Raw genomic sequence first — 13,920 nt, 5'->3', positions numbered from 1 at the left:
AAGCCACCTTCCATAACCATGGTAGGTGGCTTTACTTATCTATTTGGTTTCCATGTCACTTTCCCACATGATTTACAGCCTGATTTCTTTGGTGCTGGCGGTTGCGATTTACCGCGAGGACGGCGTTTCGCTTGATTAAATAATTCCTGTATATCTTTCTTTAACATTGTCATCCTCCTATTAAAATACGATCGATGGTTTGATCTAGTTTATTCATTAGAGGAGGACGGAGTATAGGCATTTAACGCTTTTTTTGAAATGGATTTATAATGGATCGTCGGTTTTCTCTATTTTGGAATTTAAACGGATTAAACGTTTGGACGTCTTGATTAGCATTTACGTTTTTAAATGGTTCGATCTGATGGCTTAATTTCGGTTTTTCTTCGAGCAAACCTTTCTTTGCTTCTATAGGCTTCTTTGTAGGGGGAGAAGCAAGTTCAGGTGGTAAGTCTGGCCAGTCTGTTTCAGTTTCGTGCAATTGGTAGTTTGCAAAATGAGGATTGATCGGGCGAAGGACTTTCTTAATGATCGTTTGGTATTCATGAAACGTGATCGCTGAGATTGGATAAAGTTCTTCTCTATAAAACGACTGGATGATCGCATAGCTAAGCCATTCAGGAATTTGTTGTGAAACGTAAGGTTGAAATCGAAATCGTAATGTAGCACTTAACGTTGGAAGCCATAAGTGTTTGTGAAGGTGCTCTTGAACGTTTTTCGTTGAGAGCTGTAGCGGCTTTAAATAGTAGTTCATATTATTTATTCTGAGTGCAATTGGATGAGAGCCGTTACTACGTACCTCAACGAAGATTCGTAGGTCCTGAGCTTCATGTCGATTCGTGGTTAGCCGAACTCCCGTATGCGATAAACTTTTTTTTAGTGAATCAATCAACTCAACAGGTAACCCCTCGATACACACAACTTTACCGGTGAACGCGCTAGACGCTTTACTTGAGCCGGTATCGATGGATAGACCAAAGTATGGCAAGAGAAGGTTAAGGTGCTCTCGTTCTTTCTTTGTTAAGGATGCGATCGCTCTCTCTTTCCAATAGAATTGTTCCATATAAAAACACTCCTTCGACGGATTAAAATGAATAAGAAGCAGATTTCCAATAAAAGAAATTTGGGCAGCCTTTACTGTTGCATTTCTCTCCTAATTCCATAATATGTAGTGAATCAACCTATAATGTGAAGAAAGGAATGAACTATATGGGTCACAAGCCTAAACCGAACCGAACGATTCCTACTGCAACGAACAGTTTGCAAGATGAATGTATTCGCGTTCAAAAAGTTTACGACTGGGTAACGGACCAACTGATGGTTTCAAAGAACATCCAATTCTCTGAAGATCAGTTAGAACAGATAGAGTCTGCAATGGAAGATCCTAGTCGCCGTCCGCTAAGGATCGTTGCACAAACGCCTGAAGCGCCACCATTATTTCCGCTAGCAGATAGCGATCACTGTGAGGAGTTTCTTTGCGAACAGGTTGGAGAGAAACGAGATGTGAACGTCGTACTTCCAGGGGGAGGCTATGCGGACGCACAACTCGTCGATTTACTCTTCACCACAGATGTGAAAGTAAGAGTAGTCGACCGTAACGGTCAGACAGTTACAGAGGTTAGCTGCAATGCATCTGTATTAGAATCTTTCGTTCTATGCTATCCGGACGGAACTGATCTTTATTGCCGCATTACGAAGATCATCGCACGCATCCCATCTGGCACGATTCTCTTAAACTGTCCTGTTCCTCAATCATTCGATCTAGAAGTTATTTTCTGTGTAGATATTCAAGTTGAAGCAGAGGTGAAGCTAGAAGTTCTTGCTAAGTTCTGTTCACCTCGTGATAATGACCTGATCGCTCCAGAAGATGTTGATGAGTGGTGCCCTCCGGTATCGTTCCCTGAACAATGCCCTGATATCTTCCCAAGACCAAGCTGCGATTGTACTGTAGCGGGTGAAGCCAGCGGTTCTACTGGTAATGGAGACTACGAAGGAAATATTTCGATGAAGCTCAATATTTGTCCTGATTGCAGCTTGACTGGAAGCAATATGTCATTTACATTCAATGATTCAAACATGGAAGATGGCACAATGGACTTTTCATTCACAGCAGAGTCATTCGATCAAGATTCACTCGTTTGCGTTCCGTGTGGAGACGAAGGTGTTAAATTCATGATCAATGGATCCGGAAGAATGAAAAACGGAATTAGATGTGAATTCAAGCTAGCTGTTGTAGATACTGATGAAGGCAATGAATTCGAAGTGCATTTGTACGACCGTAGAGGGGAAACTGTATTCAACTCTGGTGTAGTCGAAGCTGAAACAGGCGGTTTAACGATCGACAACTGCATTAATTTCGACGACATAAAGTACAAGAAACATCACTAAGATCGAAGGATGTGAAGGGGGAGAGAGATCTCTCCCTTTTTGTTATGAAGAGGGGACCGAGGTTCATACATATAATAGGGAGAGGAGTGAGCCAAGTGAAACAGGATGAAACGTTAAGCTATTCCAGGTTGATTACAAGAACAAAATACTTTCAAGAAAAATCATTAGAACTTGAAAAAGAACTGATATTTGTAAAAGATCATCTTCATTTGGTCGAAACTAAAATGGAAGAGTTACAATACGAAAACGATGCTAAAAGAGCGTCACTCGAAACCAAAGAAGGGAAAATAAAAGAATTTGAGAAGGAAGTAAACAAAGCTCACCTAAAGATTGAAGCATTGGAAGAAGAGCGGCGTAAGTTAATCGGTGAGCTTGAGAGAACAAAGGCTAAAATCGACAAAGAACAAAAGAGTACAACAGACCTGAAGATGAAGCTTGAAGCTGTAGAAAAGAAATACCAAGGAGCAGTTTCAGAAGGTAGGATCAAGAATTACGAAAAGCTTCTTACATCGATGCAAAATGATATCAATGAGAAAGAAGTACAAATACAACAATTCAAAACAAAAATAAAAGATTATGAAAGACGTATGAAATATCGAACGCCAAGTGATGTAAAGGATACAGAAACATCTGAAAGTACAGATAAACTAAACGCGTTAGCGTACTTAAATTACTCGATCATTGTGAATGATAAAAAGTCATTCATCATAAGAGGGGACTTGCAGATTACGAACAAAGGGATGTCGTCGCTGAAGAACCCAGTTGTATGTTTTCGATTCCGTCCAGCAGAAACAGCCATAATTAAAGGTCAGATTCTAACGGTTGAACAGGCAGAGACAAGAGGGGCTACAAACGGTACACAGTGGACGTTCATGGATAGCGACTGGATGTCGAAAGCAAGAGAGCGAGGCGAGATCTGGGTATCACCTCTTGGTGATGTTTCCATTTCTCCTGGCAACAAAATAGGGATCGAGAATTTTCAAATTCCATTAAGAACGGAGATTCATGAACCTTTTATTGTAGAGGGATTCGTATACTTTTATGAACAAGATTATAAGATCAAAACGTCGAATCAAATCGCGATCAGCTATTAAGAATTGGAATAAATGAGTTTTCGCCCACTCTCACGATCTTCCAGTTGCATACGATAAGAATGTGAAACCACATCTAGATGAAGAGGGGGCAAGAAATGTCTAAGAAAAAACGAAAGCCAAAAGTGATACGTGTTGAAAAGGTGATCATAAAAGCTGATGAAGTGATCATCGAAGACCACGGTAAGAAACGTCATCACGACCACGATGATCACGAAGACCGTCATGATGACGACAGAAGGGATCCATGGGGATTCTTTGGTCCTGGACCTACTGAAGAAATTGCCGAAGAAGTAGAAAGTGATGATGAAGAGAGGAAAGACGAAGATTCTGAAGATGACGATCAACCTCAAGGCGGCTTTTCATGGTTTTAAGAGCAGATGATCATCTGCTCTTTTTTTATGTATCATCATGTCTAACAGGATGCAGGAATACACCTTCATCTTGCTTCCATTCGAGAATGAGAACTTCTTCAGGGTGATCGATATGATGCTTCTTTAGTACTTTATTAAGCCATTCTTCATTAAATCCAGCTTCTTTTAAGTTGCCCCAATCGACCTTACCATCTGAAATGAAGGTCGTTGAAAGGTGTTCTTTCACTGGACGAAGGTCAAAGTCGCCTCTCGTAGGCTGTGAGTACTCTGATTTCTGTAAGACGCTTATACTTCCATTCGTTTCAAGAATGGCAAATTCAACTTCTCTTAAGGAAAAAATGCCTTTTTGTCTAAGTAAGTTCTGAAGTTGGTTCAAATCTAATTTATTCTTCTTAAGGTTTTTTCGGTTGATTCTACCATGGTGAATTACGATCGAAGGACTTCCTTCCAATAGCTTCCTCGTTCCTCTAAACTTTTGAGTAATCCATTCGATAACGTAGATAAGCAATCCCCATAGTGTGACTGTGTAAATGATCGTTACGTATGTGATATCTTTGTCATAAATCGCATTACCGACCAATTCACCGAGGACGAGGGAGGAGATGAAATCAAACGGTGTGATCTGAGTAATCTGTGTCTTACCGAGCATTTTGGTTAACACGAGTAGTGCGAGAAAGCCTACGATGAGTTCTATAAAGATTGACCCATATTCCATCTCTACCATTCCCTCCTAATACGCCATCGTACTTAGCATGTGCGAATCATTCAGAAAATACCCTTCGTCAAGGCTGCTTAGAATAAAAAAAGACACCGGACTTAAACCGGTGTCATAGTGCTTTGATCATCGTTACATGAGGGATGCCAGCATCCATAAATTCATCAGACGTCACTTCATAACCTAATGATTTATAAAATTCGATCGCTGATACTTGTGAATTGAGCTTCAATCCGGCTGTTTCAATTTTACGAACCTGATTTTCAAGCTCGTTCATCAAGAGCCTGCCAATTCCAGTTCCTCTTGCTTCCTTTAGAACACAAATTCGCTCGACTTTTACAAAGTCACCGACCATACGGTAGCGCCCTGCCGCAACAGGTGTGTCCTCATCATAAGCTACAAGATGTGTAGCTTCGTCTTCGTGCTGGTCGATCTCAAGATCTTCAGGAACGTTCTGTTCCTGAACGAAGACGCGATGTCTTACGCTGAAAGCATCATCCATCTCTTTCTTTGTTTCCGCTGCTTTAATTAGCATTAGCGAACTTTACCGAGGTGGAATGTTTCATAAACAGTCCAAGACCCATTCTCAAGTTGATAAAGAAGTTGAAAACGGTCGATGGTTTCCTCTTCATCAACATCCATCATACGTAGGCTGCCGTACACATCTGAATGTTCATCATCAGAAAGCTTTTGAGCGATCGTAATGTGAGGAACGAAGTTGTATTCACGATCTGTCCTGACTTCCTCTGGGTTAAGCTGACGATAGAGGTCATTTAACACGTCATTTTCTTTTACCTTCATATAGATCACATTGTTAACTGGATGAAACGATCCAATTTTATAAACGTTCATCGTAAAAGGTTTTGATTCGTCAGAAATTCTGTGGAGCTCTGGTGTAATCTCCTTAATTTCTTCCTCTGTCGCTTCGAATGCTTCTCTTATCGTTAGGTGTGGCGGGATAAGTGCATAATGTGGATCGTAACGTTTTCTGTATGAGTTTGCGATGTCTTGTAGTTTCTTTGACGGGAATATTGCAATGCCGTATTTCATAGTATAATCCCTCCCATTAAATTTGCTATGGACGTGACTTATTCATTTCCACTGTTAATTATACCAAAAATTCAAAAATAAGAAATGGTAATGTCGTTTACAGCTTGAACATATGAAGAAGCGCGCGTTTCATATCTGGCTGCCAGTGTTTCCATAGATGGCCACCTTCGAATTCATCATAGAAATAGTCAAAGTCTTTTTCTTTAATGATCTTACTCAATTCTCTGTTTGGGTCGATGAAATTTTTCTTCTGTCCATCAGTCGTAGGTACTTCTGTTTCTTCAGTACCAATCACATGATAGATCGAAAGAAGTTCAGGGTCTTTGAAGGTTGCGACTTTCTCTTTCAATTCGTCATCAACGTATGGCGAGTGAAGAATCGCTTTACCAAACGTTCTCGGATATTCGAGTCCGGCACGTAATGCAACCGTTGCAGCAAGCGAGTCTCCTATTAGAGCACGCCCATAACCTAAGTGGAAGGTCGCGTATTCTTCATCGAGAAACGGTACTAATTCATTGACTAAGAAGCGTAGGTAGGCTTCACTTTGTTCGCCATCTGGGTGATATTTTCTTCTGCGATCTTCAACGCTTTTGTATGGAATTCCTACAATGATCAGTTCTTCGATTTCGTCATTTTCGATCAGCTCATCTGCCGTTCGACCAAGGCGGCCTAGCTTAAAGTAATCGCTACCATCATTCGCGATCAAAAACGAATATTTATAGAGTGGAGAATAGTTATATGGCAAATAAATTTGGAGTGGGATTTCTTCTTGTAAATGTTCGCTATATAGTGAAGTGTCCTGGTATGTTCCTCTGTTCATTTCAAAGCCTCCTGTGCAGTAGTGAAAGTTAGTTTTATTTGACATTCTAATTTTTCGTAGTGATATAATGATTCTAACATACTTGCTTTTGGGGGACATAGAGAGGAGAACTAACATGAAGAAAAGGATACATAGTCGTGAAGTAGAAGCTGCAACAAGAGCATTATTAAAAGAGCGTGGCGTATCGATTCAGGATATTGCTGATATTGTGTTTAAAATGCAATCTCCTTATGTAGATGATCTATCGATGGAAGACTGTATAGAGAGCGTAGAAGCGGTTCTAATGAAACGTGAAATTCAGCATGCTGTACTCGTTGGCATCGAACTCGATAAGCTTGCTGAACAGGGGAAACTTTCAGAGCCTTTGCAGTCCATCGTCGAAATGGACGAAGGGTTGTTCGGAGTCGATGAAACAATTGCGCTAGGTGCGGTGTTCGGATATGGAAGTATCGCTGTTACGACCTATGGTCATTTAGATAAACAAAAGATTGGAATTATTGAGAAGCTCGATACAAAGTCTGGAAACGGAGTTCATACATTTTTGGATGACCTAGTGGCTAGCATCGCTTCAAACGCTTCTAGTCGTCTCGCTCACAGACTTCGTGACCGAGAGGAAGCATTGGACGAAGAAGAGCGTGAGAAGAGAGATCAAGAAGAGCGGATCGGTTGATTTTAGAGGAGTCCCAAATGTGGGACTTCTCCAACTTTTATTCACGGAAAGTATTGACAGTTCTTTATTCAGTCATGTATATTTATAAATGTCCTTAAAGAACTGATCCGTTAGCTCAGCGGGAGAGCACTTGCTTGACAGGCAAGGGGTCACTGGTTCAAATCCAGTACGGATCACCATACATAACCTAACCAGCGCGACCTCATAGAGGTCGCGCTTTTTTCTTAAAACTCTGGTAGATTATCGAAATTGTTTTCTTTAATTCCGTCTGGCTCACTACGTATAATATCACGACCGTATTTATGAAAAACATCAACCCCGCTTAACTTACCGCTCTTCGCAGCCTCAAGTGCTTGTATATAATCTAACTCCTCACCAGTATTTGTTTTAAAAGCAATAAGATCACCATCTTCATTCTTTCTTACTGCTGAGATGTATGTTCCGGTTTGTTCTACAGCATTTTGCTGCCTGTAGGTTTCAAACGCTTTCTCGTAACGATCCATGTGACATTCTCCTTTCTAATCGATCATGTTGAGTAAAGGCTCCGTATCGATCTTCCATTTGCTAGTGAGCGGATCTCGTTTAGCATTGAGACTAATTACTGTTGTGATTGTACCTGCATCCGAAATGTATACTTCAACTTTTGTTTTTATCTCACGAACGAATGGATTACCCTTATTCTTTTGTATCGATTCAATGTTCCAATTCGTAACGTACAGCTTAAATAGTTTCTTACTGTCCTCATTCACAACAACCTTTTCTAACAACGTTTTATCCGTATTGTTAATCGCGATCATCGCGACATCAACAATTTCTTCTGGACTTTTTTTACCGAGGTAGTCATCGATCTTACCTGCTGCTTTTAAGACCATAAGATGGTGAGCTGGATCAGGTTCTGAAGATCTGTGTGTGGAACTGTTCAAGAAATGTAAACAGAAGTGGCCGTTGAATCCATTTTGCAATGCTCCAGCTCCATGAGGCATGCCGTTCATTGAGCCAGCGATCTGTTTCCCATCGATCGTAACGATGACAGCTCTCCGTTTCCAGCTCCATTTTCGATAAATCGCCTTCATGATCTTTGTATCTTTATGTGTTAACGGTTGTACATCCGCGTGATCACTTCCAGCTCTGCGCTGAACGTCAAAAGACTTACCCGTTTCTACATCCGTAATCGAAAATACTGCCTTTCTAGGAATGATTTTCTCTACTTCTTTCCAAGGGATGAGCTGTACTTTATTGTCGAACGGAGGGATAGCGTATGTTCGATCGATTGGGTGTAAAATGAAGCTTAATAAAATTAACATCGAAACAAGCAATTTCATAATCATCCCCCTTGTCGAATCCCCATTATTTTGCACAATACGTGGGAGAGTATTCTTTTATTTATACGACTCTTTAGAGGAGCATGATATAATCGTTGCAAAGATACTAAAAGGGGAACGCTTATGAGACGAAACGATTTGTTTTTTCTAAGTACAAGTGAAAACTCGATTCAAAATGAAAGCGATCTTCGAAGTGAGTTAGTTGAAAAGAGCAAAAAACTATCTCATATTTTTAGTTCTTCGAAAGATGGGATCACGTTATTTGACCAGAATAATGGGTTGGTCGAAATTAATCAGGCTTGCTGTGACATTTTCGAACTAGAGAGAGAAGACATCTTAAACATGAAGATCGGTCATCATATTCGATCTGAATGTAAAGATGACTTTGAGAAGATGATGACGGACCTTAAAAGGTTTGGATATGTTAGAAGCCAGTTCCCGATCGTTTTGGGAAATGGCAAGGAGAAGTTTATCGAACTTTCGATAACGTCTAGCGCGTACAAGGATTTAAATTTATCGATCATTCGAGACATATCTTCAGAACGTGCATTATACGAAGAATTAATGGAAAACAAAGAAAAGTTCAATAGTATTTTTGATCATGCCCTCGATGGCATCTTGATTTGGAATAAAGATCGCATGATCGTTGATGCGAACTCTGCTGCATGCAAGATGTTTAACTTAACGTCTGAAACGATCAGGAAGTACAATATTTTCGATTTCCTAGAAGGTAAAAGCGTATCTACAGGAAAATTGTTTCAACAGGAGCTTGAAGAAAAGGGAGAAATTCGTGCGGAGTTAGAGTTTACGATAGCTGGTGGAGAAAAAAAGTTTTTGGAGTTCACCTCAAAGAAAAGTATTCACGGTGACCTTTACATGACCATCTATAGAGATATTACTGAAACGAAAGCAATGATTGCTGAGATTAAGGAAAGTGAAGAACGGTTCCGCAGGCTGTTTGAAGGGGCGATGGACGGCATGGCGATCATCCATCATGATGGATTGATTAAAGATGTGAATCGTGCTTTTGTAGAAATGGTCAACTTTGAAAAAGATGATGTGGTTGGTTCTCACTATGACGATATAAGGGGTGACTGTGATATTACGTGGGACTATCATGCTGCTAATGGGCGGAATGGCGAAGGCAAGCGATGGAACCCCGTAACAGAAAGCGTCCATACTTATAGCTTCACGGTGAGTTACAATATCTATCCGAACCACCACCTCGTTATCGTGCGCGATGTAACAAAGATTAAACGATCAGAAGAAATTGCTAAAAGGACAGAAACAAGCAATGTCTTGTCAGAACTTGCAGCAGGAGTCGCACATGAAATACGTAATCCCCTTTCGTCGATCAAAGCATTTTTACAGCTACTTAAAGGGAACGATTCAGTAAATCAAGATCTTCTAAACGTAGTAGGAACTGAGATGAAAGAAGTAGAAGAGTTCGTCAATGAGTTCCTTCTATTATCTAAACGTGAATTGGTTTCATACGAAGAAGTAAATATGGTCGATCTGCTAGATAGCATCATCTCCAGCCTTTCAAATAAGGCAATGGAACATCATGTTGAAATCATCACGAGAACAAATACCAGTATATATTGTGTTTGTATCAAATCACATATAAGACAAGCCCTATACAATATTATTGAAAATGGAATCGAATCCATGGTGAATGGAGGAACATTATTAGTGACGCTCTCTATGGATAAAGACATCATGATTGAAGTTGCTGATGAAGGAACCGGAATTCCACATCAAATCATTCATAAGTTAGGTGAACCATACTATAACACTGCCGAAAAAGGCACGGGGCTAGGTTTGATGGTGAGTTACAAAGTAATAGAAGAGCACGGTGGATCGATCACGGTTACAAGTAAAGATAATATCGGAACTCGATTTGTTATCGGTTTGCCCTTAGACAGCAAACAAGCTCGACAAGAAATAGAAGAACGACGTCAGAAAAAGGAGAGAAACTATGATTGAAGCGGTAACGATTCATCATGTAAGCATTTCTGTTACGAACCTCGAGAAAGCTAACGAGTTTTATAAAGATATATTATGCCTAGAGGAGATTGATCGTCCTGATTTTGGTTTTAAAGGAGCATGGTATGCGATAGGAGATCAACAGCTTCACTTAATTGAGTATCCATCTTCGAGTTCTCTCAGACATTCGAGTGAACTCGATTCAAAAGTAGGTCACTTTGCTCTACGGGTTAAAGACTATAGTGCTTGCGTAGAATGGTTGAAGAAGAAAAGCGTACCTTTTCATGAAAATCCTACGAGCAGAAGCGGATTCGCGCAGATTTTTGTTGCAGACCCTGATGGAAATTTAATCGAACTAAATACAGAGCAATAGAAAAAGAGCCCTAGGTTTGGGAGCGATAAGAAGCTACCAAACCTAGGGCTTATTTTTATTGATAAACTATTTTTTAAATTCGCTATGCTCTCGCTGAGGATTAGCTGCTTTTTGGGCTTCTTTTACTACTTTTTTCGCCTCTTCTGCTCGTCGTTGTTCTTCTTTAGCTTTTTCTTCGATCTGTTTAATTTGTTCATTTGAACGATCCAAAATGGAACTCCTCCTCTAAAAATACCTTTCTCGTACCATACCTTAGATTCCAAAAAGAATCAAGTAATTTACAGCCTTTTCTGACATTTCACATGATGGACAAGAATACATTGTGTTATAGGAGAGGAGGAAGATAACGTGTTTGAAACGATTCTTGGACTAGTTGCGATGTTTTTAGGTCTGGGGTTATTTATGGTGATTATTTGGAGAGGAATTAAGGTCGATTCTGCAAAACATGACATGGAGTTTTTATGGGAGGATTATAGAGAAATCATAAAAAAAGAAAAGGCACTGTAGTGACATAGATTATGTAAAAACGTAAAGTGAAGATTGAGAACTACAAACTCGCAAATGCGGGTTTTTATTTTTGGGCAAAAGGCTAGTTGGTTTCTGTTATTCTTGTTTTGGGTACTTTAGTAAAGAAGTGAGGTGAAGACAGTGGGACTAAGGAGAAGAATCAAACGACCGCGTATGAGGAACAGAACACAAAAAAAAGGGATGCCACCAGGCTCACTTGTGTATGTAGGAGAGGAGCATCAGGAAGAAGTTACTGTTTCGGCGATCGAATTTGATGAACATGAAATAAATGAGCAGCATAACGTTTCGTTAGATGATCTTAAACCAAAAATTGATTCTGAAAAGATTACGTGGGTCAATGTAAATGGGGTACATAATGTAGAAATCATTGATAAAATCAGCAAGATGGTCGGACTCCATCCGTTAACAACAGAAGATATTCTCAACACGGAACACAGGCCAAAAATCGATTTCTTTGAAAACCACCTCCTTGCAATCGTAAAGATGCTAAATCTTGAACAAGATCAACTAGATATCGAGCAAGTTAGCTTTATACTATTGAAGAATACTGTGATCACATTTCAAGAAAAAAAGGGAGATCTGTTCGATCCCGTAAGACTAATGTTAAAAGAAAACAAAGGGAAAATAAGGAAATCGGGTGCTGACTTCTTATTTTATTCTTTGATGGACGTGATTTTCGATCAGTATTTAATCATTATGGACGACATGGATGATCGAATCGCACATTTAGAAGGAAATATTATGGAGGACCCTGATAACCATTCGTTACAGGACATCAATGAATATAAAAATACAATTCTACAATTGAAGAAAACAGTGTGGCCTGTAAGAGAAGTTGTTAACAAACTGATAAACAGAAAAGTTCCTTACATCAGTGATTCGATTTCTTTTTATTTACAGGATATTCATGATCACATCGTTCAAGCAAATGATATGGTCGAAACATCCCGTGGACAGCTATATGGATTGTTAGATGTGTATTATTCCACGTTAAGCATGAAGATGAATGAGATCATGAAAGTGCTCACGATCGTGTCGACCATCTTCATTCCATTAACATTCATAGCTGGAATATATGGAATGAACTTTGCGCATATGCCTGAACTAAGTCTTTCTTGGGGTTATCCTGCAGTTTGGATCATCATGATCATCATTACGGGAATTATGGTGATGTATTTCAAAAAGAAAAATTGGTTTTAAGGAGCGTTATAAATGAAAGAAGTCGTCATTGTAACAGGAGCAGGGCATGGAATAGGACGTGGCGTTGCCCTTCAGTATGCTAAAAAGGGAAGCATCGTCATTTTAGCTGATAAAGATGTTGCAGGGTGTGAAGAGACGTTAAGAATGATGGAGGGCAATGAAGGGGAAATTATTCGTACAGATGTAAGTGACCCTGCTTCCATCGAAGCTTTGATGAATCACGTCGATCACGTTTATGACAGGCTCGATGTGTTGGTCAATAATGCAGGTGTCTCTGTTTTTAAACCGTTAGAGGAACTTGATGTGAGGGAATGGGATATGATTTTGGATACAAACCTTAGGAGTGTATTCCTCTGTTCTCAAGCTGCTTCACGAATCATGAAAAGAAACGAAAAAGCAACGATTATCAACATCGCATCAACCAGAGCGTCTATGTCTGAACCTGGCAGTGAAGCATATGCTGCTAGTAAAGGAGGAATCGTTGCTCTGACGCATGCCCTGGCGATTTCTCTTGCGAAGCATCACATCACAGTAAATAGTATTAGTCCGGGCTGGATTGAAGTTTCAAATTATGAAGGGCTCAGAGATATCGATCATGATCAGCATCCATCTGGAAGGGTTGGAAAACCATCAGATGTTGCGAGAGCGTGCCTCTATTTATCGCATCCAGATAATGACTTTATAACAGGAGAAAACTTGGTGATCGATGGTGGGATGACTAGAAAAATGATCTATGAACATTAAAGCGTTTGCAGTTAACGGACAATCACGATTCATGTTACTATAAACAAAGACCCTTCATTATAGAAGAAGATTAACAGGGTGAATCATGCTTGAGGGGAAGTTATATATGGCTAAGCATATGGAATTGCCAAATTTGTACGAAACAGGAATACAAGATTTGATTATCTCGGCTGAGAAAGTGGCTCATGTTCAATTAACAAATCCATTGGAACACGCCATGCTCATCTTGATTAAGTCTGGTTATTCTTCCATTCCTGTACTCGATACTCAGTTCAGACTGAAAGGTTTAATCAGTCAACCGCTTATTTTGGATTCAATTCTTGGAATTGAAAGAATTGAGTTTGAGAAGTTAAGCGACTATGTTGTAGAAGATGTTATGAATACTGACATTCCATGTATCAATGAAAACGAAGGTTTTTTCAAAGGCTTAAAGCTTTCGATCGATCATCCCTTTTTATGTGTCGTGGATGATGAGGACATCTTTAAAGGCATCTTAACGCGTAGAGCACTTCTAAAGTTTGTTAACAGGTATCTTCATGAATCTTCATTTAAGCGATCTGAATCATAATAAACGTAAAACCCGGTATGAATATACCGGGCTTTTCTATTTTCAGCTCGAGAGATAACTTGTAAAATGTTAGTAAATGATGTAACTAGTGGGG

The 13,920-nt window shown here is 39.7% G+C and carries 19 protein-coding genes and 1 tRNA gene; 11 read left to right on the top strand and 9 right to left on the bottom strand.

The genetic code is table 11. From position 1 onward, the window contains the following. Positions 1 to 35 precede the first annotated feature (35 nt). Together ACXAEY_RS12545 and ACXAEY_RS12540 are read right to left on the bottom strand one after the other, a co-directional pair. The gene (locus ACXAEY_RS12545; protein WP_270181679.1) at positions 36 to 167 is read right to left on the bottom strand and encodes a hypothetical protein; all 132 of its coding nucleotides are present in this window, start codon (positions 165 to 167) and stop codon (positions 36 to 38) included. Between the two features lie 74 nt (positions 168 to 241). Further along, positions 242 to 1,060, bottom strand: coding sequence for a hypothetical protein (locus tag ACXAEY_RS12540; RefSeq protein WP_474812297.1), 819 nt, complete (start codon positions 1,058 to 1,060; stop codon positions 242 to 244). 146 nt (positions 1,061 to 1,206) lie between these two features. On the opposite strand from ACXAEY_RS12540, the gene ACXAEY_RS12535 reads away from it, so the two are divergent. From ACXAEY_RS12535 to ACXAEY_RS12525, 3 genes are all read left to right on the top strand, one after another. Next, a complete protein-coding gene (locus tag ACXAEY_RS12535; RefSeq protein ID WP_474812295.1) occupies positions 1,207 to 2,385 on the top strand; it encodes a BMQ_0737 family morphogenetic spore coat protein in 1,179 nt (392 codons plus the stop codon). Positions 2,386 to 2,480: 95 nt separating this feature from the next. Then, positions 2,481 to 3,479, top strand: a complete 999-nt coding sequence (locus tag ACXAEY_RS12530) for a hypothetical protein (protein WP_474812293.1) — start codon at positions 2,481 to 2,483, stop codon at positions 3,477 to 3,479. Positions 3,480 to 3,574: 95 nt separating this feature from the next. Beyond that, entirely contained in the window at positions 3,575 to 3,850 is a 276-nt protein-coding gene (locus ACXAEY_RS12525; RefSeq protein WP_474812291.1) for a hypothetical protein, read from the top strand. Between the two features lie 25 nt (positions 3,851 to 3,875). Here the strand turns inward: ACXAEY_RS12525 and ACXAEY_RS12520 are convergent, their stop codons facing one another. From ACXAEY_RS12520 to ACXAEY_RS12505, 4 genes are all read right to left on the bottom strand, one after another. Further along, a complete protein-coding gene (locus tag ACXAEY_RS12520) occupies positions 3,876 to 4,565 on the bottom strand; it encodes a DUF421 domain-containing protein (protein WP_270181684.1) in 690 nt (229 codons plus the stop codon). Positions 4,566 to 4,677: 112 nt separating this feature from the next. After that, positions 4,678 to 5,100 (bottom strand): GNAT family N-acetyltransferase, encoded by a 423-nt coding sequence (locus tag ACXAEY_RS12515; protein ID WP_474812289.1) that lies wholly within the window; start codon positions 5,098 to 5,100, stop codon positions 4,678 to 4,680. Beyond that, positions 5,100 to 5,615 carry a YjcG family protein gene (locus ACXAEY_RS12510; RefSeq protein ID WP_270181686.1) on the bottom strand — a complete coding sequence of 172 codons (516 nt, stop codon included), beginning with the start codon at positions 5,613 to 5,615 and terminating at the stop codon, positions 5,100 to 5,102. The genes ACXAEY_RS12515 and ACXAEY_RS12510 overlap by 1 nt, the downstream gene beginning before the upstream one ends. A gap of 97 nt (positions 5,616 to 5,712) precedes the next feature. Beyond that, positions 5,713 to 6,435 (bottom strand): alpha/beta hydrolase, encoded by a 723-nt coding sequence (locus ACXAEY_RS12505; RefSeq protein WP_474812287.1) that lies wholly within the window; start codon positions 6,433 to 6,435, stop codon positions 5,713 to 5,715. Positions 6,436 to 6,550: 115 nt separating this feature from the next. Here ACXAEY_RS12505 and ACXAEY_RS12500 point away from each other — a divergent pair, with 115 nt between their 5' ends. Next, positions 6,551 to 7,105, top strand: coding sequence for a phosphatidylglycerophosphatase A family protein (locus ACXAEY_RS12500; RefSeq protein ID WP_474812285.1), 555 nt, complete (start codon positions 6,551 to 6,553; stop codon positions 7,103 to 7,105). Between the two features lie 104 nt (positions 7,106 to 7,209). Next, a tRNA-Val gene (locus ACXAEY_RS12495) sits at positions 7,210 to 7,284 on the top strand. Positions 7,285 to 7,329: 45 nt separating this feature from the next. Here the strand turns inward: ACXAEY_RS12495 and ACXAEY_RS12490 are convergent. Together ACXAEY_RS12490 and ACXAEY_RS12485 are read right to left on the bottom strand one after the other, a co-directional pair. Next, positions 7,330 to 7,608 (bottom strand): DUF3892 domain-containing protein, encoded by a 279-nt coding sequence (locus ACXAEY_RS12490; RefSeq protein ID WP_270181689.1) that lies wholly within the window; start codon positions 7,606 to 7,608, stop codon positions 7,330 to 7,332. Positions 7,609 to 7,623: 15 nt separating this feature from the next. After that, positions 7,624 to 8,427 (bottom strand): hypothetical protein, encoded by an 804-nt coding sequence (locus ACXAEY_RS12485; protein ID WP_474812283.1) that lies wholly within the window; start codon positions 8,425 to 8,427, stop codon positions 7,624 to 7,626. Positions 8,428 to 8,550: 123 nt separating this feature from the next. Between ACXAEY_RS12485 and ACXAEY_RS12480 the strand changes: the two genes are divergently transcribed. Then, a complete protein-coding gene (locus tag ACXAEY_RS12480; RefSeq protein ID WP_474812281.1) occupies positions 8,551 to 10,413 on the top strand; it encodes a PAS domain S-box protein in 1,863 nt (620 codons plus the stop codon). Further along, complete coding sequence (locus tag ACXAEY_RS12475; RefSeq protein ID WP_474812279.1) at positions 10,406 to 10,786, top strand: VOC family protein; 381 nt, start codon at positions 10,406 to 10,408, stop codon at positions 10,784 to 10,786. Before ACXAEY_RS12480 ends, ACXAEY_RS12475 begins: the two co-directional genes overlap by 8 nt. A gap of 66 nt (positions 10,787 to 10,852) precedes the next feature. Here ACXAEY_RS12475 and ACXAEY_RS12470 read toward each other — a convergent pair whose 3' ends face one another. Then, positions 10,853 to 10,996 (bottom strand): hypothetical protein, encoded by a 144-nt coding sequence (locus ACXAEY_RS12470; RefSeq protein WP_270181693.1) that lies wholly within the window; start codon positions 10,994 to 10,996, stop codon positions 10,853 to 10,855. Between the two features lie 138 nt (positions 10,997 to 11,134). Here ACXAEY_RS12470 and ACXAEY_RS12465 point away from each other — a divergent pair, with 138 nt between their 5' ends. The 4 genes from ACXAEY_RS12465 to cbpB all read left to right on the top strand — a co-directional run bounded on the left by ACXAEY_RS12465 (position 11,135) and on the right by cbpB (position 13,826). After that, a complete protein-coding gene (locus ACXAEY_RS12465; protein WP_270181694.1) occupies positions 11,135 to 11,293 on the top strand; it encodes a hypothetical protein in 159 nt (52 codons plus the stop codon). A 141-nt stretch (positions 11,294 to 11,434) separates the two neighbouring features. Next, positions 11,435 to 12,514, top strand: coding sequence for a magnesium/cobalt transporter CorA (corA, locus tag ACXAEY_RS12460; RefSeq protein ID WP_474812277.1), 1,080 nt, complete (start codon positions 11,435 to 11,437; stop codon positions 12,512 to 12,514). Between the two features lie 12 nt (positions 12,515 to 12,526). Further along, positions 12,527 to 13,258 (top strand): SDR family NAD(P)-dependent oxidoreductase, encoded by a 732-nt coding sequence (locus tag ACXAEY_RS12455; RefSeq protein WP_474812276.1) that lies wholly within the window; start codon positions 12,527 to 12,529, stop codon positions 13,256 to 13,258. A gap of 106 nt (positions 13,259 to 13,364) precedes the next feature. Further along, complete coding sequence (cbpB, locus tag ACXAEY_RS12450; protein WP_474812274.1) at positions 13,365 to 13,826, top strand: cyclic-di-AMP-binding protein CbpB; 462 nt, start codon at positions 13,365 to 13,367, stop codon at positions 13,824 to 13,826. The last annotated feature ends 94 nt before the right edge of the window (positions 13,827 to 13,920 follow it).

The organism is Anaerobacillus sp. ABA4_114 (genome assembly GCF_056159065.1).
The sequence above is the reverse complement of the archived record's forward strand: the minus strand, read 5'-3'. Positions and strand labels throughout refer to the sequence as shown.